This window comes from Enterococcus avium ATCC 14025 (assembly GCF_000406965.1).
GTDB lineage: Bacteria > Bacillota > Bacilli > Lactobacillales > Enterococcaceae > Enterococcus_A > Enterococcus_A avium.
The window spans coordinates 70,428-89,514 of sequence record NZ_KE136363.1 but is presented as its reverse complement, the minus strand read 5'-3'; the positions used below and the strand labels follow the sequence as shown (position 1 = coordinate 89,514).

20 protein-coding genes and 2 riboswitches are annotated in these 19,087 nt (G+C 38.8%); of the genes, 2 read left to right on the top strand and 18 right to left on the bottom strand.

Annotated features, from left to right (window positions below):
- The 13 genes from cobK to OMU_RS10515 are packed head-to-tail and all read right to left on the bottom strand — an operon-like array spanning position 1 to position 11,005.
- The gene (gene cobK / locus OMU_RS10575; protein WP_016179904.1) at positions 1–771 is read right to left on the bottom strand and encodes a precorrin-6A reductase; all 771 of its coding nucleotides are present in this window, start codon (positions 769–771) and stop codon (positions 1–3) included.
- Positions 768–1,493 (bottom strand): precorrin-3B C(17)-methyltransferase, encoded by a 726-nt coding sequence (gene cobJ, locus OMU_RS10570; protein WP_016179903.1) that lies wholly within the window; start codon positions 1,491–1,493, stop codon positions 768–770. Before cobJ ends, cobK begins: the two co-directional genes overlap by 4 nt.
- Positions 1,472–2,530: a cobalt-precorrin 5A hydrolase gene (locus OMU_RS10565; RefSeq protein ID WP_016179902.1), complete on the bottom strand. Its 1,059-nt coding sequence runs from the start codon at positions 2,528–2,530 to the stop codon at positions 1,472–1,474. The genes cobJ and OMU_RS10565 overlap by 22 nt, the downstream gene beginning before the upstream one ends.
- Positions 2,523–3,290 (bottom strand): cobalt-precorrin-4 methyltransferase, encoded by a 768-nt coding sequence (locus OMU_RS10560; RefSeq protein WP_016179901.1) that lies wholly within the window; start codon positions 3,288–3,290, stop codon positions 2,523–2,525. The genes OMU_RS10565 and OMU_RS10560 overlap by 8 nt, the downstream gene beginning before the upstream one ends.
- A 4-nt stretch (positions 3,291–3,294) precedes the next feature.
- On the bottom strand, positions 3,295–3,849 hold the full coding sequence (locus OMU_RS10555; protein WP_016179900.1) for a decarboxylating cobalt-precorrin-6B (C(15))-methyltransferase: 555 nt from the start codon (positions 3,847–3,849) through the stop codon (positions 3,295–3,297).
- Positions 3,839–4,450: a cobalt-precorrin-7 (C(5))-methyltransferase gene (locus OMU_RS10550; protein ID WP_016179899.1), complete on the bottom strand. Its 612-nt coding sequence runs from the start codon at positions 4,448–4,450 to the stop codon at positions 3,839–3,841. Before OMU_RS10550 ends, OMU_RS10555 begins: the two co-directional genes overlap by 11 nt.
- Positions 4,447–5,568 (bottom strand): cobalt-precorrin-5B (C(1))-methyltransferase CbiD, encoded by a 1,122-nt coding sequence (gene cbiD, locus OMU_RS10545; protein WP_016179898.1) that lies wholly within the window; start codon positions 5,566–5,568, stop codon positions 4,447–4,449. The genes OMU_RS10550 and cbiD overlap by 4 nt, the downstream gene beginning before the upstream one ends.
- Positions 5,568–6,218 carry a cobalt-precorrin-8 methylmutase gene (locus OMU_RS10540; protein WP_016179897.1) on the bottom strand — a complete coding sequence of 217 codons (651 nt, stop codon included), beginning with the start codon at positions 6,216–6,218 and terminating at the stop codon, positions 5,568–5,570. Before OMU_RS10540 ends, cbiD begins: the two co-directional genes overlap by 1 nt.
- A 15-nt stretch (positions 6,219–6,233) precedes the next feature.
- Positions 6,234–7,190 carry an adenosylcobinamide-phosphate synthase CbiB gene (gene cbiB, locus OMU_RS10535; RefSeq protein ID WP_016179896.1) on the bottom strand — a complete coding sequence of 319 codons (957 nt, stop codon included), beginning with the start codon at positions 7,188–7,190 and terminating at the stop codon, positions 6,234–6,236.
- Positions 7,187–8,542, bottom strand: a complete 1,356-nt coding sequence (locus OMU_RS10530) for a cobyrinic acid a,c-diamide synthase CobB (protein ID WP_034877091.1) — start codon at positions 8,540–8,542, stop codon at positions 7,187–7,189. Before OMU_RS10530 ends, cbiB begins: the two co-directional genes overlap by 4 nt.
- Complete coding sequence (locus OMU_RS10525) at positions 8,433–9,422, bottom strand: GHMP family kinase ATP-binding protein (protein ID WP_016179894.1); 990 nt, start codon at positions 9,420–9,422, stop codon at positions 8,433–8,435. The genes OMU_RS10530 and OMU_RS10525 overlap by 110 nt, the downstream gene beginning before the upstream one ends.
- On the bottom strand, positions 9,419–10,483 hold the full coding sequence (gene cobD / locus OMU_RS10520) for a threonine-phosphate decarboxylase CobD (protein ID WP_016179893.1): 1,065 nt from the start codon (positions 10,481–10,483) through the stop codon (positions 9,419–9,421). The genes OMU_RS10525 and cobD overlap by 4 nt, the downstream gene beginning before the upstream one ends.
- Positions 10,484–10,504: 21 nt before the next feature.
- The gene (locus OMU_RS10515) at positions 10,505–11,005 is read right to left on the bottom strand and encodes an ECF transporter S component (protein WP_016179892.1); all 501 of its coding nucleotides are present in this window, start codon (positions 11,003–11,005) and stop codon (positions 10,505–10,507) included.
- 470 nt (positions 11,006–11,475) lie between these two features.
- A riboswitch (cobalamin riboswitch) is annotated at positions 11,476–11,645 on the bottom strand.
- Between the two features lie 569 nt (positions 11,646–12,214).
- On the opposite strand from OMU_RS10515, the gene OMU_RS10505 reads away from it, so the two are divergent.
- Positions 12,215–13,726, top strand: coding sequence for an amino acid permease (locus OMU_RS10505; protein WP_016179891.1), 1,512 nt, complete (start codon positions 12,215–12,217; stop codon positions 13,724–13,726).
- A 25-nt stretch (positions 13,727–13,751) separates the two neighbouring features.
- A complete protein-coding gene (locus tag OMU_RS10500) occupies positions 13,752–14,204 on the top strand; it encodes a precorrin-2 dehydrogenase/sirohydrochlorin ferrochelatase family protein (RefSeq protein ID WP_016179890.1) in 453 nt (150 codons plus the stop codon).
- Between the two features lie 66 nt (positions 14,205–14,270).
- Here OMU_RS10500 and OMU_RS10495 read toward each other — a convergent pair whose 3' ends face one another.
- The 5 genes from OMU_RS10495 to OMU_RS10475 all read right to left on the bottom strand — a co-directional run bounded on the left by OMU_RS10495 (position 14,271) and on the right by OMU_RS10475 (position 19,037).
- Positions 14,271–14,843, bottom strand: a complete 573-nt coding sequence (locus OMU_RS10495) for a TetR/AcrR family transcriptional regulator (RefSeq protein ID WP_016179889.1) — start codon at positions 14,841–14,843, stop codon at positions 14,271–14,273.
- 11 nt (positions 14,844–14,854) lie between these two features.
- A complete protein-coding gene (gene ilvN / locus OMU_RS10490) occupies positions 14,855–15,355 on the bottom strand; it encodes an acetolactate synthase small subunit (RefSeq protein WP_016179888.1) in 501 nt (166 codons plus the stop codon).
- Positions 15,342–17,027 (bottom strand): biosynthetic-type acetolactate synthase large subunit, encoded by a 1,686-nt coding sequence (gene ilvB / locus OMU_RS10485; RefSeq protein ID WP_016179887.1) that lies wholly within the window; start codon positions 17,025–17,027, stop codon positions 15,342–15,344. Before ilvB ends, ilvN begins: the two co-directional genes overlap by 14 nt.
- Positions 17,028–17,141: 114 nt before the next feature.
- Positions 17,142–17,798, bottom strand: coding sequence for a thiaminase II (tenA, locus tag OMU_RS10480; protein WP_016179886.1), 657 nt, complete (start codon positions 17,796–17,798; stop codon positions 17,142–17,144).
- Positions 17,799–17,973: 175 nt separating this feature from the next.
- Positions 17,974–18,065: riboswitch (TPP riboswitch) on the bottom strand.
- A 63-nt stretch (positions 18,066–18,128) separates the two neighbouring features.
- Complete coding sequence (locus OMU_RS10475) at positions 18,129–19,037, bottom strand: DUF2268 domain-containing putative Zn-dependent protease (RefSeq protein WP_016179885.1); 909 nt, start codon at positions 19,035–19,037, stop codon at positions 18,129–18,131.
- Positions 19,038–19,087 lie beyond the last annotated feature (50 nt).

Genomic DNA, 19,087 nt, shown 5'->3' with positions numbered 1-19,087 from the left:
TCATCGCTCCTCTTTTTTCGTTAATAATTGGTTTTCCTTACTTGTCTCAATTAGTCCTTCAATAGAAGAAAACTTTTCAGGATAGTCTAATTGCTCGCGTTGAATGACAATACACGGAATATTTAGCTCTCTACAGGCTTCAGTCTTCTCGAAAAAACCACCCGCATGACCGCTTTCTTTAGTAATCATTACCCCAGCCTGATTATGGATCAAAAGCTCGCGATTTAGTTCCTTTGAAAAAGGACCTTTAAGTGCTTCGACATTCCCTGTTGATATTTCCAGCTTTTCAACTACTTTTAACACCTCAACTGTTGGCAACACTCTGGCAACAATTCGTTTCTTAGGCAGATACTCTAAAAAATCTGCTAACGTCTTACTTCCAGTGGTTAAATAGATCTTTCCTGAATAATTTAAAGCCTGTTCACAAGCAGCTTTTATTGATTGAACTGTGATCATCTCATCAGTAATCAGTGAAGGACGTTCAAATCGAAGATAATTAGTTCCAAGCTGAGTACAAGCCGTCATGGCGTTTTTTGAAACCTCTATCGCATAAGGATGTGTCGCGTCAATCAATTGAGTGATTTGATGTTTCTTCATGAATTCAATCATTTCTCTTGTACTTAGACGTCCCTTAACCACATTGCTTGTTACTGCTGTAGCCAAATTCTCTCCGTAATCCGATACAACAGATAAATAAAAAGCTAAATTCGCTTTATTTAACTCCTGCGCAATTTTTAAACTATCAGAGGTTCCTCCAAGTAATAGAATCATAATTGATAACCTCGAGGAGTAATCATTCGGCCATCCGATAGATAAGTTTCTTTATTTCCAACTAATACAACCGTCGTCATATCTACTAAAGTTTCATCAATATCACCTATTGAAGTAAAAATTGCCTGTTCTTTTTTGCGTCCTACATCTTTAGCCAATCCGATGATCGTATCTTTTGATTTATATTGTTGAATAATTGCTAATGCCTTAGCTAAATGATTTGGTCTGCCTTTGCTTCGCGGGTTATATAGACAGATTACAAAATCGGCGCTGGCTGCTGCATGAAGACGTTTTTCGATCATTGTCCATGGTGTCATTAAGTCACTTAAGCTAATGTGACAAAAATCATTCATTAGCGGAGCACCCAACAAAGCCGCGCCAGCAATACTGGCAGTAATTCCAGGAATCACTTTGACTGCAAGCTCTTCATCCATTTGACTGACAAGTTCTAAGATCAGGCCTGCCATCCCATAGACGCCTGCATCGCCACTAGAAATGACAGCGACATCCTTACCTGTTTTAGCTATTTCAATCGCTTTTTTACAGCGATCAATTTCTTGTTTCATTCCTGTACTGACAATTTCTTTTTCACCAACTAGCTCTTTGATTAAACGAACATAGGTCGTATAACCAACAATCACTTCCACCTTTTTAATAACTTCAATCGCTTCAAGTGACATCTTTTCCTTCTCACCTGGACCTAATCCCACAACGTATAACATGTGTCGTTTTCATCCTTTCCCAATGCAAAGGTGACTCCCTTATTGGCGTAACGCTCAGTCACCACTTTTCCATTACTGGCTAAGTCAGCCGCTGCCAAACAAACACTTCCTACTCCTGTTACTTTTTTAACAAAAGCTGACTGCGGATATTTCTCTGAAACAGTTAATAATTCTGCTGCTGAATAGGTTTCAAAGGGAATTTCCAGCCATTCAGCTAATTGGCAGATTCCAGCTTCTTGTTGCTTAATATCGATACTAACGATTTTCTTAATGCTGCGAAAATGGATATTTATTGATTGACAAAAAGCAAGGTATTCTTCTTTGATGATTGAAAAATCAATTCCTTTTTTTGCCCCAATCCCTAATACATACCGTCTTGGCACAATTTGGATTATTTTTTCAGACTCCAGCTCTTCTCTTTTGTCAGAAATAAGCAATACCGCTTCATAAGAATTAAATGAATCTCCTTCTTTGAGCAAAGAAAGTCCTCGAAGATCCCTCACCCAATTTCCCCGCTGGATCAAACCAACTGCTTGATGCTCTGCTAAGAGTCGATTGACTCTCTTCGTTGTCTCTTTGAAATCTGCATACCAGCCATTCAGCTCTTTACTCAACAAATCAAGAGCCGTCACATTTTGTACATCCGTTGCAGTGGTAATCACCGGACAGCTGTTTAATTTCGCTGCGATTTCTAGCGTCAGTTGATTGCCGCCGCCAATATGACCGGATAAAAGACTGATCGTGTGCCGGCCTTTTTCGTCTATTACAACAATCGCTGGATCGTTTCGTTTGTCCTCCAATACTCCTGCAATACTGCGTACTACGATTCCAGTGGCCATGATGCAAATAAGCGCGTCATATTGCTTGAATAATACCTGAATCCCTGTGCTAAATTTCCCTGTCGGAAAAGGCAGTACTTCTTCATCCAAATTGTCTTCTGATACAAAGATTGGGATTTCCTGATCCCATTTACCTCGGAGTTCTTTGGCTAATTGGATACCTGTTGACGTCAAGGCTAAAATCGCTGCTTTATTCATTACGCTTCACATCACGGTATTCATGTTTAAAAGAGGCATCATACAATTTGGAGTAGTAAAACTCATTTCCTAAAAACTCCCCAACCATGATTAAAGCTGTCTTTGTAATATCCTCTGCTTCGATTTGGTCTGCGATTTTTTCTAATGTACTAATGATTTTCTTTTCTTCAGGCCAAGTAGCTTTATAAATAACCGCTACGGGTGTTGTAGGCTGATAACCTCCTGCTAATAATTCTTCGACTACTTGCTTGATACCTTGTATAGAAAGAAAAATGACCATTGACGTTTGATGTTGGGCAAAAGAGCGTAGACTTTCCTTATCTGGTACCGGAGTTCTTCCAGCCATACGAGTAATAATCACACTCTGAGAAATTTCTGGAACAGTATACTCCACGCCTAAGCTAGAGGCTGCGCCTAAAAAGGAGCTAACACCAGGTGTACAGGTAAATTCGATCTTGCGTTTTTTTAGCTCTTCAATTTGTTCACGAATTGAACCGTAGATAGAGAAATCACCTGTCTGTAATCGAATAACTTCCTTATTTTCTCGAACACCGTGCTCCATTTCATCAATGATTTCGGTTAGATTCATTGAGGCACTATTAAATATCTTGCATTCCTTTTTACAGTAATTTAGCAGTTCAGGGTTCACAAGTGAGCCTGCATAAATAACAACATCTGCTGATTTTAACAACTTATAGCCTTTAAACGTAATCAGTTCAGGATCACCAGGTCCTGCACCGACAAAATGAACCTTTGTCATATACTTAATCCTCTTTTCTCGTCTCAATAATGATTACTGGGTTTTGTGGTTTAAAATAGTGCCCTTGCCCTAGTTTGGTGAACTGACTAACGTGCATTTGAATCGTCTGGAAGGAGTGATGATTCGTTTCCAGCCATTCCATTGCACGAAGAGCATTTTCTAATAAAATGAAATTTAATACTAAACGACCGTCAGGCTTCAGCAGCTGGAAGCTCCAAGCAAGTATTTCAGCCATGTTTCCACCCGTTCCGCCAACAAAAATTGCATCAAATTTATCCTCTAATTCAATCGGTGCCTTGCCAAGAATACTGTGGATATTCGTTAACTGAAACTTTGCTAGATTTTGCTTCAAAACAGCTACAGCGGTTTGATTTGAATCAATTGTTGTCACTTCTAAATTTGGATGTAGCAATGCCGCTTCGATCGCAATACTGCCTGTTCCTGTGCCAATATCTAAAAACTTATCTGCTTTAGCTAACTGCAGCTTTGCTATACTGACCGTTCGGACTTCTTCTTTGGTCATGGGAACATTACCGCGAATAAAACTACTATCTTTCATTGATTATCACCACTGCATTCATTTGATAGTCTTCATTGGGAACCTCAGAAGCTTTATAACGCCTTATTTTCTCATCATAGTAGCTGAGATTTTCACCTATATAAAAAATTGAATCATTGCCGAGTTTTAGTGCTTCTTGTGCCAGTTGATAAGGACCTGTTCTTTTGTCTGTTACTATCCCGACCTTTGGCAGCTTGAAAATAAGAGAAAAGTTCGGAGATTTCCCATGACTACTAGTGATAAAACAATCCTCCATCGGAATATTTAGTCGATTGAATAAATACTGAAGGGAACTAATCCCCGGCAAAATCAGTAAATTTTCTCCTGAAAATCGTTTTAGGAGCCAGTTGCCAATGCCATAGGTCAATGGATCACCGGAAGCTAAAATTACTAGCTCATCCTTTTGATGATCGTTTAAAAAATCTTCCAGATCATCTAGTTTACGGGGAAGTAAATGAGTTTTGTGCTTCTTGTTTTTAGGAATAATCTCTAATTGACGCTGACTCCCGATAATCAAATCGGCTGCCTGAATAGCCGCTTGAGCTTTTCCAAATAAATAGTCTTGTGTCCCGCCTGGTCCGATACCTATAACAGTGATCATCGCCACTCCTCCTTTAGCTGCTCCAGAGGTTTTGTAGAAGCTAAGTATCCTCGTTGTGAAGAAAAAAGAACGGCTTCAATATTTGGCTCATGTTTCCGATATTTCAATAAATCTTCGGAACGTTTCTTAACTTTTTCTGCCAGCACTTGATAGACAGCTTCGTATCCTGCACTGGCAATAATCTCTCCAGCAGCCTCAGTCGTTAAACATCTTTCGATTTCTTGCAATTGGGGTACAGGCATACCTAGTAGGGCTAGATTTGCGATCAAGATTTCCGTTCGTGCATCTGCATCTTTACTGTGAGTTGAAAAAATTCCTGCAGAAACTTTAATCAATTTGCCTAAGTGCCCAACCATCAGAACCTTTTCAAATTCCAAGCGCTGAACTTCTTTTAAGACATAGCCGACAAAATTACTCATTGAAACGATATTCTCGCCATTGAGCTTCATTGTATTTAGAACAAACTCCTCACCATAGTTTCCTGGACATAAAATGACTGAAGAATATCCTTGGCTTTTCTTCATTTCTAGTTCCAATGAGATGGACTGCTTCCAGCCATCCTCAGACATAGGTGTGACAATACCGGTTGTTCCTAAAATGGAGATGCCGCCCACTATACCTAAGCGTCGATTCATTGTTTGCTTAGCGATTACTTCTCCTTCAGGAGCAAAAATAGTCACCTTTACTCCCTGATTCAGACCGATGATTTTGCGAACGGAAGCTTCAATCATTTTTCTTGGAACAGGATTAATTGCGGCCTGACCCACAGGATTTTGTAACCCTACTTCTGTTACTCGACCGATGCCGATTCCACCATCAATTAGAATTTGATTTCCATCAATTTTAACGACCTTTGCACCAATTAACATCCCATCTGTCGCATCCACATCATCACCGCCATCTTTTACAACAAAAGCTTGGCTACCATCTTCGGTAGCTTCAATCGAAGCGATTGGAATAGTTAGATTTTTTTTATCGGGTAATTCAATGCAAATCTCCTCTGTGGCTTCCTCTTCAAAAAGAAATGCTGCCGCAGCGGTCGCAGCTGCAGTTGCGCAGGAACCTGTTGTATACCCTTTTCGCAGCTTTTTCCCATTATAGAAAACGAACTCTTCCATCAGTTTTCCCTTTCAATCAATTGATATAACATGGCATTGATAATCGCCGCAGCAACATTACTGCCGCCTTTGCGACCCCTGGCAATGATTGCTGGGAGATCACTTTCAAACAATGCTTCTTTTGATTCTGCAGCTCCAACAAAACCAACAGGAGCACCAATAACAGCAACCGTATTTAATTCTCCTTGTTTATGTAGCTCCAGTAATTTAAAAATTGCCGTTGGCGCATTTCCAATAACAAATAATTTTGGGCCAGAAATTGTTGCTGCTCGCTCTATTCCTGCCATCGAACGAGTCATTCCCTTTGCCTTTGCTTGTTCAGCCACTTCTGGATCGGCAATATAGCATTCATAACGAATACCTAATTTATCTAAGAGACGTTTGTTAATACCGCTAAGTGCCATAGTTGTATCTGTAAAAATTGTGCCATCTCCTCCCAAGAAAAATTTCTCTAACTCCGAAATAACATCATTAGAAAAGACGAGATTTTTCAAATAATCAAAATCGGCGCTTGTATGAATCACCCGTTTAATAATTTTTTCTTCCTTCGTTGATGAGAAAATATAGTCAGGAAATTCTTGATCAATGATTCCTTGAATGATTTTGAAGCTTTCTGTTTCAATTAATTGAGGATTTCTTATATAGTCCACGCTTTTTTCTCCTTCTTATAAAAAGTACTTGTTGATGATGATTGCAGTAACACTAAATACAGTTACGCTCAAAATCGCTGTTGTATACAAAAGTTTATTAGCAGTTAATATATCCTTTGGCTTCGCTGAACGAAGTGAGACTCCGATTGTCGGTTTATAAATTTCCACACCATGATAAAGATGCGTGCCGCCAAGTTGGATTCCTAGTGCACCTGCGACCACTGCTTCGGGATAGCCGCTATTCGGACTTTTATGATTACGACAATCAGCTTTTCCAACTTTCCAAGCGTTTGAAGTATTTAAGCGCAGTATTTTAGTTGCTCCTAGTAAATAGAACCAAGTCAAACGAGCAGGGATAAAATTCCAAATATCATCCATTTTTGCGGAAAACCAGCCGATTGCGCGATATTTTGGTGTCACATACCCCACCATTGAATCCAGCGTGTTGACAGCCTTATACATCATAGCCAAAGTTGGTCCTCCGAGAAATAGACAGAGTAATGGAGCGATGACACCATCACTGGTATTTTCAGCGATTGTTTCAATGGTTGCTTTGGTAATTTCGTCTTTTGTTAGTTCTTTGGTATCTCTTCCGACAATCATTGCAACCTGTTTACGAGCATTATCGAGACTGTCGTTGACTAACTTCTGATAAACTTTTTTACCTTCTAGCGATAAACTTCTGGTTGCTAACGTTGTATAAGACAGATAAATGTAACAGACGATGCCAATAACAGGATGAATTAGAAAACTAAGTTTTAAAAGGATAAAAGTTACCAATCCTGATCCAAAAACAGTTACCAACCACAATAGAATCCCCCAACGATAGTTTTCCTGATCACTTTTTGTCTGGGTGAACCTCTCCTGAAACCAAGCGATAAAATTGCCAATCAGCTTAATTGGATGCGGCCAGCTGTAAGGGTCACCAATCAATAAATCTAAAATGAAAGCAACAATAATCCAGTAGATCATCTGTTATTCCTCACTTTCTCCAGCAGATTCTGAAGAAAATCTTCACTTTGATAAAAATGAAGGTGAAGATAACTGCCAAACGTATTCTTTTTCTGATAACCGCCAGTCCATCTCTTCACGACTTCTCCATCGCGTTCCTTTCGCATTTCCAGAACTGTTGGTTCATTACTTTGAAAAATTGAATGATGAAATTCATGCCCTACTACTGTTGTTCCTTTTTCCCCAAGCAAAGTCTCTTGATTCAGATCGCCATAGCAGTAGCCAAATTTTCGAAGACCTGATGTCATCTGACTAACTCCTTCAAAAATACCTACCATCTGATAGTTCTTCTCATCGTTAGTAAAGGCAGATCCTAGATACATTAACCCCCCACATTCAGCTAGTATAAAGGCGCTTTGCTCGTGTTTTTTCTTGATATTGCTGCGCATTGATTGATTTGTTGAAAGCTCCAGAGCAAATTCTTCTGGATAACCGCCACCAAAATAATACAAATCCGCCTCTGGAAGATGGTCATCCTTCATTGGGCTAAAGGTGAGCAGCTCCACGCCATGCGTCCTCAGCAAATCAAGATTGTCTTGATAATAAAAATGGAATGCTTCATCTAGAGCATATGCGACCTTGATTTCCGGAAATTGCGGATAATACGGCGGTGTATATCGGATTTTCTCATTCGGAAGCCGCTCTAATAACTGATCAAGCTCAAAGGTCGCTTCTAAGGATTCTGCTACCTGCTGAATTTTTTCTGTCACATCGTTGATTTCTCGATCAGGGACCAATCCTAACTGTCTAGAAGGCAGCTCTACTCCTTTTTCTCGCTTCAAATATCCGAAAACAGGAACATCGGTGTACAATTCCACTGCTTTTTTAATCAATTGATAGTGTGTTTCAGAGGCAACTTTATTAATAATGACTCCACAAATGTTTAGTTTCGGATCAAAATCGACGAATCCCTTAACCACTGCCGCCACAGATGTTGAAGCTGATTGCCCATTCACTACCAGCAATACGGAACAATCCAACTGCTTTGCGACTCCTGCACTGGAGCAAAAATCCTTGTCTACCCCTAACCCGTCAAAAAGCCCCATTACTCCTTCAATTACACAAATGTCTGCATTTCCCGCTTCTTTTTCGAAAAGTGTTTTCATTCGTGCATTATCTTGAACTAGAAACATGTCCAAATTCCGTGAAGGGTTTCCGGTAATACGCGTGTGGTATTCGGTATCGACGTAATCAGGACCGACCTTATAGGGTTGAACTCGATACCCGCGATTTTGCAAAAGTTTCATTAAACCAAGCGTTATCGTTGTCTTTCCTGAGCCGCTGGAAACAGCGGCGATCATCAGCTTCTTCATTCATTTTCCTCGCTTTTATCAGTTCTACTCCTCGGTAGCAGCTTTGATGAACACTGACCTTGGAATACCAACGTGACACATTGGATTTCTTTATCACCTCTAGAACTGCTGGAATATCTTCTGGTTTTTCAATCATGATTCCAACTACTGAGCCACTATGTGCAACGTTGACTCCTAACCACTGATGGTACTGTCTAAGCTTCATCAATTCTGAGAAATAGGGTTTAGCTAAAATTTCCTGATTTAATAGAGCGCTCTGTGTCGCCGCCTCTCCAAGCATTTGCAACGATTTTTCTCTCACTGCCCCTACATAACACTGATAAACTTCTGTAAAGAGTGCTCGCTGTTGAAAAATTAAGCGCTCGTTCACTTGTGAATGAAAAGCTTCGGTTTCTAAGGTTTCTTCTGGCTCCAAAACAACCACGTAAAAATGGGGAGCCCATCCGCTGCTCTCTCTAACTGACCCATTTTTCTGCTCAAACAATGTAAGTGTTGGGAAAAGAATACTGTCTGTACGTTCAATTGCCAAACAAATGTCGATAATTTCATCTCTGGTAATCTTTCTTCCATAGTAAGCAGTCGTTGCTTGGCAAGCTGCGGCAATATCCGCTGTACTACTGGCCATCCCTTTGGCTATCGGTAGTTCTGAATTGATCACGAAAGATAGCTTTTCTCTCTTAGCAGTCGGTATTCTTAAGTGATCCAGCGTTTTATTGATCGCTTTCTCGACTTTTGGTTTAGCTCCTTTAGAAGCAATTCCCGTTTGAAGCGTTACTTTAGAAAATCGATCAATCCCATAACTAACTAATTTTTGCGAATTACCTAGCCAGCCTTGAATTAATTCTCCGCATGAACCGGTACAAGAAGCCGTTACTCTCATAAAATCGCCTCCAATGCATCAAGTAAGGATTTGTTATCAACTCTTGATTTAACTGCAATTCGATAATATTTTTGAGACAAGCCATGAAAGCTATTACAATTTCGAATCAGAATATTTTTTTGGATCAATTTTTCTTGTAGACAACCCGAACCCTGATATCGCAAGAAAATAAAGTTTGTCTGACTAGAAAACGTTTCTAGCTCCTTAAATTGAGCCAACCCCTTTTCTAAAAACCTTCGTTCCTCTGCGATATAGCGCTGACTATCCTTAATAAATCTTGTTTCCTTCAATGCTTGCTGTCCGGCAATATCTGCAAAGGTATTAATGTGCCAAGGCACAGTTTTCGCTTCAATTTGAGCTAGAACAGCACGATTACTAGTTAGCAAGTAGCCTAAACGCAAACCTGGAATCGCAAACATTTTTGTCAACGATCGAAAGATGTAGAGGTTTTCATTAGTGCTGATTGAAGAAACAAGCGAATATTCCTCCCTTGTAAAATCTACAAATGCCTCATCGATAATTAAAGCTATCTCATTTCTCTGACAAAATTGAGACAATTCCTCAAGCTCTGATTGTTTCAGCATTTGACCAGTTGGATTATTTGGGTTACAGAGGCAGATGCCATCAACTTGTTGCTCCTTCGCTGATTGTATCAATTCTGCAATTGTCCATTGAAAATTGCGTTGCTCCAAATTAAAATAGCTAAATTCAGTCTTTTGTTGACTAAAAGCTGCTTCATACTCCATGAAAGTCGGTGCAAGCAATAATAGTCTTTTCAGCATAAGCGTTCTTCCCAACATAAAAATCGCTTCTGCAGCCCCATTGGCTGGATAGACAAATTCTGCTGAAATCTCGTGAAAATCAGCGATTGACTGGATTAGTGCATGGTATCGAATATCAGGATAATGAACTAGCTCCGCAATGCCCTTCGTTAGTGTTGCTTTGACTCCTTGGGGAATACCTAAGGGGTTGATATTTGCACTAAAATCAATTAGCTCTTTCTTATCTATCTGATATAATTCACTGATTTCTTGAATATTTCCTCCATGCTTCACTGCCATAACAACGACTCCGCTTCTTGATTATTTTAGAAAGATTGCTTCTTTATATTTTTGTGGAATTCCTAGAATCACAATCTCAGATAAAGTTAAATTCACGACTGTCGCCAAGGTCAGGGGGACGAAAAGCATGAAAACAACCGGCCCCATCAATGGATAAAGCAATAGCAAATCCAATGGTACATTGATTACGTAAGCCACCAGCATCGAAATTATCGAAGCTGCGACCTTATTTCTTTGCAACTTTTTGCGCGTCCAGCTATAAAAGAACATACAGGCCGCCATCAATACAGCAATAATCAGATGAATTGGCAAAGTATTAGGAAACCCTGACAGTAACGCTGAGATCATGTGTCCGAAAAATCCTAAAAATGCTCCTGCGGCAGGGCCAAGAATGATTGCACCAATAAATGCGGGAAAAGAGTCTAATGCGATTGAACCTAGGATTTTAATGTTTGCCCCAATCACACATAACGCCAGCAGAATTGCTAATGTTGCCAATTTCTTTGTTGAATACTTCATCATGTTTCACTCCTTATTCGTTTTAATGTATTAATTTTTCAAGTAAAATTAGTTCGATTCGAATGTCGTATATCATTCAACTAAAGTTCTTGAGCTTTATTTTGATTCTTATTGCTTAATATCCTTCTGTTTTAAGTAACCTGCGAAAAGTTGAACTGACATCCTTATTCGTTTTAATGTATTAATTTTTCAAGTAAAATTAGTTCGATTCGAATGTCGTATATCATTCAACTAAAGTTCTTGAGCTTTATTTTGATTCTTATTGCTTAATATCCTTCTGTTTTAAGTAACCTGCGAAAAGTTGAACTGACATCCTTATTCGTTTTGATATACTATTTGTTTTCTCAGTAAATTCTGATTGATAACCAAAAAAAATAAACGCAGCGAGTCCAGAAAAGATGGTCTCGCCGCGCTTTTTATTTGTCTAAATACACCAAATAATACCGTTAGCAAAATAATCTTCCCAATCCAATTATTTTTTAATCCCTGAACAAGGTATCCTGACTTTGCATCCATTTACTATCTCGCCTTCCCGAAAAGTGGCTTGTGAGAGTTCATCCGCATATACAGTAGAAAGGGGCTGTTGAGGATTTTCACCTCATTCCCTTGATCAGTTATTAAGTATTCAATTTTTCTTTATTATAGCAAACGTTTCTCCTTATTCTTGGCTATTTTCCATAACTCAGCCACATTGTGCTATTTTGAAAAAGGTAAGAGCAAAATATTACTATATTTAAAACTGATTGACGATTTAAAAAAATGATGATCGAAATATGTACTATCCTCACGGAACCAAGCAATCGTCATCATCATTCGCTCTAGAATGTAGAAGAGAACTGTGTCCTTCAATAATCTTGATATGTATTCTAAAAAGATAGTCTTCAGAATCTTATTTCCCTGCTCAAGCAATATAAAATACTGCTATTTTCAGATTTAACTACTGGTTAAAGGTTTTTCTTGAATTTTAATAAAGCAATCAAAGGAAAGCTATTCAATCGCTGAAGTTCAGCCAAATTTTGTTATTTCGAACCTAAAACAAAGCAATATATTGTTATTATTTATTATTCGATTTGAAAAATCATTGATTTATCAATCTTTTCATTCATTTTTATCTACTGCTTTTTTGATGAAGTAATTCTTTTAAATCAAAATTCATCTTGTCTTTTTATTTAAAAGAAAATAAGATGGAGAAAAGACTTTAAGGAGCGGACGATGACTAAAAAACAATCTTCACAAAATCTGATTTTGATCATTACCACTACTGTGTACTCATTTTCTAGTATGATCTCAGCATTTTTTATGCTGGGAAGTCAATCACTTATTTGGTTTTTTATTAGTGCCCTCTTTTATTTTATTCCCTACGCACTGATCGTAGCGCAGTATACCAAAAAGTACGCACATCGCTCAGGAGCGATCTATGACTGGTTAAAAGAGTCCCTTTCTCCTAAGGCAGCTTTCACAACTGTTTTTTTATGGTATAGCAGCTACTTCATTTGGATGATTAGTTTATTTATGAAGATTCTCATTCCAATCTCTATTCTGTTCTTCGGGCAAGATATAACTACGTCAATGAATTGGTTCGGTGTTTCTTCTCAAATATGGTTAGCGTTATTTTCTATATTGGCAGTAATAGGTATCACTTGGATGAACAAACGTGGCTTCCAAGTCATTTTCCGTTTTCTGCATATTAGCGGTTACGCTATGGTTGGTTTGTTAATCCTTTCGTTATCTGGTAATTTAATTTTGATTTTTAAGAATCCCGAGCTGGTTTCAATAAATATCCATCATAGTCTAACTGTGCCAAGCTTTTTTCAAGAATCATCGAGCCGCCTGCTTTCACAGCTGCCTTTTTTCATTTTTTCGATCACCGCATTTGGGGGATTGGATACGATTGCGAGTCTTGCCGATAAAACCAAAAAAAGCCGCAGCAGATTTCCGCGAGCCGTGATTATCAGTTCGTTTGTTGTGTTATTTTTATATGTTAGCGGCATTATCATTTGGAGCTGTGCAAATAACATTGACGGCTTACGGGAGGAAACGTCTCTTCATTTGGGAAATCTAATGTATGGTGTCATGGAACAATTGGCCAAGACATTGGCTGTCAGTTTCAACCTGTCAGTTAGTCACACGCACTTATTGACTCAGATTTTTATTCGTTACACCGCCCTGACAATGGGGCTGGCATATTTGAGTCTTCTTAGCTCAATAAGCTATGGTCCATTGAAAAGCTTGATAAAGAGTACCCCTAAAGTTTTCTGGCCAAAATTCTCAGCACTGAATAGGAATCAAATGCCTGAAAATGCACTTTGGATCCAAGCCTTGCTGATTTCTTTATTTATTGGGCTGTTGTCATTTAGTAATACTTTTTTATCAGATTTATTTAATCAATTAACCTACATGACGAATGTTTCACGAGCGATTCCATATTTTATTGTCGCAGCTAGTTTTCCTTTCTTTTTAAAGAAAAAAATCATCCAGAAACAGTCATTGATTATTAAAAATAATTACCTGAATTATTTTCTTTCCATAAGCGTTTGTGTCTGTATTTTTGTTGCAATTGCCTTTCAAATATATGAACCTTTAAAATTAGGAAATTATCTGAACTTTTCAACCTTGCTTTTAGGTCCAGTATTCTTTGGTGTTCTTTCCCACTTCATCTATTTTCGCTTTGAACAGAAAAAAGCTCTAGTGAATTTGTCTAAACAAAACAGCGAAAATCCGTAAAATCATTGACTAAGGAGTTACGCCTATGTACCCAATCTTAATTGATATCCAGCAGTTTTCTGTCCTAGTGATCGGCGGTGGGAGAATAGCCACTCGAAAAGTTTGCGGATTGATTGAAGCAGGTGTAAAACCCACGGTTATCGCGCCGAATTTTTCTGATACCTTACTAACAGCAAAGAAAAGTGGAAAAGTTTTATTGCGGGAACGTTCCTTTCAATATGGTGATACCATTGGTTTTCAAGTTATTTTTATTTGTACAGATAATCCAGCAGTCAACCAAGCTGTTTTGAATGAAACGACACCGCGACAACTCGTAAATGATACAACCAATCAAAGCAATAGCAATTTTTTCAACATGGCATGGATTAAAGAAAAGGATTTTGGGATTGCATTAACTACTAAAGGTGCCAATCCGCGAAAGACCAAGCTATTAAAAGAAAAAATCCGTTCATTTCTGAAAGGAAACTCATTAGAATAAAAAAACGCCTGAATACAAACTGTCCGAACAATTGAGCAGCGTATTCAGGTGTTTTTTTATTCGTATTCAAATGAGGCCATTAATAAATTGATCAATGGCATCAGAAATAAAGATTTCCACTTCCTTTTCATACTGATCGCTGCTAGAGTAGGCGTGCAGGAAAGCAAAGCCTATCATACTAGAAAAAATAATTTCCGCTGATTTTTTCGGATCATGGATTTTGACTTGCTTTTTTGACTTCATTCTAATCAAATAATCCTCCAGCGTCTGAATAAAGGCTGTTGGAATTTTCTCAATATAAGGCATCGTTTCTTGATAAATTTCTTGTGCGCGAAGGCCTAAGGAAAACCGGACAATCTCTGGCGTAACCTGTGTGAGATACGCTTCCATCATCAAACGAAGATCGCTGGTTAGATCCCATTGAAATTGATCATAAATCTCCTTATTTACAGAAGGAATCCACTCGGCTTCTTTTAATGTTGTCAACAGTAGTTCTTTCTTACTGCCAAATTGCCGAAACAGCGTCACTTCGTTTACTTGCGCTTCTTTTGCAACATCTTTTGTTGTCATGTCACTGTAGCCTTTTTCGACGATTAGTTTTCTTGTAGCAGCCATAATATTGCTTCGCGTATTTTTCATACAGGAAATACTTACTCCTTTATTAGACTTGCGATCGCCACACTTCCTCCCCGAATCACTTCGATTTCTTGAGAAATGCTTTGTTGGAGATCGATAATTAGTTGGTTATTTTGCGTATCAGTATTGATACACTCGATCAGCATTTGATCTGTTGTTTGATCAATAATGATAAATCTGTTTGCCTGAGTCAATCCATTTAGATCGTTTTCGAGACTTTCATAATAAGGCAGCTTAACGTACATTACCTCTTTAGTGTGAATGGGAATGTCGGTGTAATCAATCACTTGGATCACTTCGATCATATTGCTTAATTGATGTTTAATTTGTTCAAAAGTTCGCTCATCGCTAAAAAGGCTGATAGTCATCCGAGAAATATCTTTGACCTCTGTCTCACCAACCGTTAAGCTATTTAAATTATACAATTTTCCGGAAAATAATCCAGAGACTCTTGCTAATACGCCAACTTCGTTTTCAACGTAGACGCTTAACCATTTCTGTTTAATTGTCTGCATAAGTAATCATCTCCTTCAACCCTTGACCTGGCGGAACAATTGGTAAGACCTTTTGTTCTGTCTTAAGCATAAACTCCAAAATAAATGGTTGATTTTTAGCACCTTTTGCTCGGATAAATGCGTGGTCAAGCTCTTCTTCATCAGTGATTCTAATACCGTCTACTCCATAGCTGCGGCCTAAAGCGATGAAATCTGGTAGATAAGACATGTCGTCGTCCTTTAACTTCGTGTAAGAATAGCGTTTGTCATAGAACATTTCTTGCCATTGACGAACATTTCCTAAACTTTCATTGTTGAAAATGCAAATAATAATCGGAATTTTTTCTAGCATCACTGTCGCAAGCTCTTGAAGATTCATTTGAAAGCCGCCATCACCCGTAATTGTCAGGACATCCTTTTTCAGATTCCCTAATTTGGCCCCAATAGATGCTGGAAAACCGAAGCCCATCGTACCTAATCCACCTGAAGTCAGCAGTTGTCTTTCTTTTGTGACTTCAAGAAATTGGGTCGTCCATAACTGATTTTGTCCAACATCGGTTACCACGATTGCATTTGAGAAATGTTCGTTGATTTTCTGAATGATTTTTTCTGGTGTTAAACCTACTTCTTTCATGTGAACAGGCGAAAGTAGATCCTTATTTTTGATTTCTTGTAGCCATTTCTCATGATTTTTCGAATACAGCATGTAAGTGATTTTTGGCAATATTTCTTTAATGTCTCCTACTAACCCAATTTGAGTGTCGACATTTTTATCAATGGTTGCTGGATCAATATCTACATGAATCAGCTTTGTGAAAGGACAAAACACTGCGGCATTTCCAGTCACACGATCATTCAAACGTGTCCCTAAAGCCAAAAGAACATCACTGTTTAAAATTGCCTGATTTGCTGCATAGCTTCCGTGAATACCTACATTACCAATATAATTTGGGTGATTACTAGGTAAAGACCCTTTTCCCATAATCGTACTAACAACTGGCAGATTGTACATTTCAATAAAGGCGGCTATTTCTTTATACGCTCTAGCGCGATGAACACCACCTCCAAGCAGCAAGACAGGTTTTTTAGCGGCTTCGAGTATTTCAGCTGCGGTTTCTAGTTTTTCCAATGGGATCATTTGCGTTTTCTGACCACCACGAATTGCTACTTCTTTTGGGTATTTTTCTGAACCGAGTTCCTGCTGAATGTTTTTCGGTATATCAACGACTACAACTCCTGGTTTACCAGATTGCGCAATAACAAATGCTTTCTTCAGAATTTTTCCTAAATCCTCTCGATTCCTGACTGTTACGGCATATTTAGCAATTGAGCGACAGATTCCCACCATATCTACTTCTTGAAAAGCGTCCTTCCCAATCAGCTGTGTTGAAACCTGTCCTGTGATACAAACCAGCGGAGAGGAATCGTAGCCCGCCGTAGCAATCCCTGTTATCAGATTTGTTGCTCCTGGACCACTAGTGACTAGACAAACACCGACTTTTCCAGTAGATCGCGCATACCCATCTGCGGCATGAATCAATCCTTGCTCATGTCTAGGCAAAATAACGCGAAATTCTTTTCTCTGATAAAGCGCATCAAACAAATCAATCGCCTGTCCTCCCGGATAAGCAAAACATACGTCAACCTTCTCATCGATTAATGCTTTAACAACCAATTCAGCTCCCGAAATCATTTTACATACCTCCTAATAATGCAAGTGTTAACTTGCATTTTAACATATAAATTATGCGATTTGTAAATTGTTTTAAAAAAAAGACCGTCCACAATCGAACGATCTCTTGATGCATTACCATTTTTCTAATTTAACAGCCATTTCCCAAAAGGCGTATTCCATTTTACTACTGATCACGAAGGCGTCGATCATTTGCTGCTGTTCTTTGCTTGAACTTTCTTGATATAGACGATCTAAGAGCGCACACTCCTTTTTTATCCCTTCAGCAGCGGCCTCACCAGCATAGGTCTCAATCCAGCGCTGATACAAAGGATTAGGAGAGCCCGTGTCAATCAAACGAACACCGATTTCTTGATACAGCCAGGCACATGGAAGCATCCCTGCAAAAGCAGTATTTGGTGTACCGTCAATCAACTGTCGATACATATGCGAAACGTAATGATAAGCTGTAGGTGCAATCGGTGTAGTCAAAATCTCATGTTCAGTAATCCTTAATTCTGAAAAGAACTCCTTGCGAATTGCCATTTCACCTAGCTTAAGATTTTCAGCATTTTCTTGCAACTGCTCCTGCACTTCCCGATCATTTGTTTGTTCCGCAATTAAATGATAAAGCTTGCTAAAATGTTCAAGATAATAGCGATCCTGAAGTAAATAATAGCGAAAAATTTCTGGAGCCAAATTTCCATCTGCCAATGCCGTGATAAATGGATGCTCAAAGCTTCCTTTCCAAAATGATGCTGCTTCTTGACGCGCAATTTTTGTAAAATTCATTCTCTATCTCCTCTTATTAACTTTTTTAGTACGCCCACTTGATACGACTCTTCCAACGTCTCCTAGTCACAACATAAAAAACCTCCTTTATTCTCATAAGAATGAAAAGGAGGCTCTCTGCACAAAACACGCATACTGAAGAAAACCCGACCGCAAAAAAACGGTCGGGTGCAAAATTCTAAACATCACACATTCCCTGCGCCAGTACTAACTGTTTCAGGTTCAATGGGTATAATCTCAGCTTCAAAAGCACCCCTAGTGTCATTCAATTAGTAAAAGTATAGCATACTCTTTTTAGAAAAACGATTGCTATTTAAAATCTTCTAGCCTCTAATCAAAAATTCTTGATTCCTGAACAAGAATTCGACTGGGTGTCAAAGTCGCTTCAGCTATTGTTTTTCCAGTATTTTTCAAATAATTCTTTATGAGATGATAACCAATTGTATATCCAGCGTTTCTTGAGAGTCCTACAGGTTGATACCCCTGCTCACGGGCAACTTCATCCCCATACATATACGCAGAAACCTGATCAAAGCCGCGAGCATTACGTCCACCCTTCATTACTTCGATCGTATAGTCCAATTCTTCCTGGTCGTAATCTTGTACCCATGGTCCACGATGTTCGATGCCATAAAGCGTTTCGGCAAAAACCTCCGCTAAGCCTTCAATCACTAAATAATCTTCGACGCTCACATCTCCATGATTAAAGGGCTCATAGGTAAACCGAATATTATGATTAAACTCATGTGCCAAAGCAGATTTTAGTCGTGTGCGATTGAATTCATTCGGAACAACGATTAACAAAATATACCCAGGTATCCCGCCAAATCCGCTATACCCTTCACTTGCCATCAAGACGCTGTTTTCCGGATCACCGAGCAAGATATTTACAACAAAGTCTTCGATCGGTATTTGATAGCCAATGTCAGTGAAAAGCTGTGCGCTTTTTTCTATAACTTGACGACATTCTCCGAAAATATTCGTGTCTTTTAAAGGTTTTACCTTAGTTTCAATCAACTCTCTACGTTTTCGCGGCGTCCAGATGCCCATCATCTCTGATGCCATCAAAACATCATAGCCTCCCGAAGTTTTTGGCATGAGGGGAACACTTAAATACCGCCACATTTCCTCGAAAGGTTGCATCAACTCATAGCGGAAAGTATTTTCATCCTTCTGACCCTGCAGACACGCTTCATAATAAGACAAAGTATCAATTATTTTTACACTAAAATTATTCATTATGGTAACCTCCTTGATTTAATCATAATCGTTGACGTTACGTGAAGGTC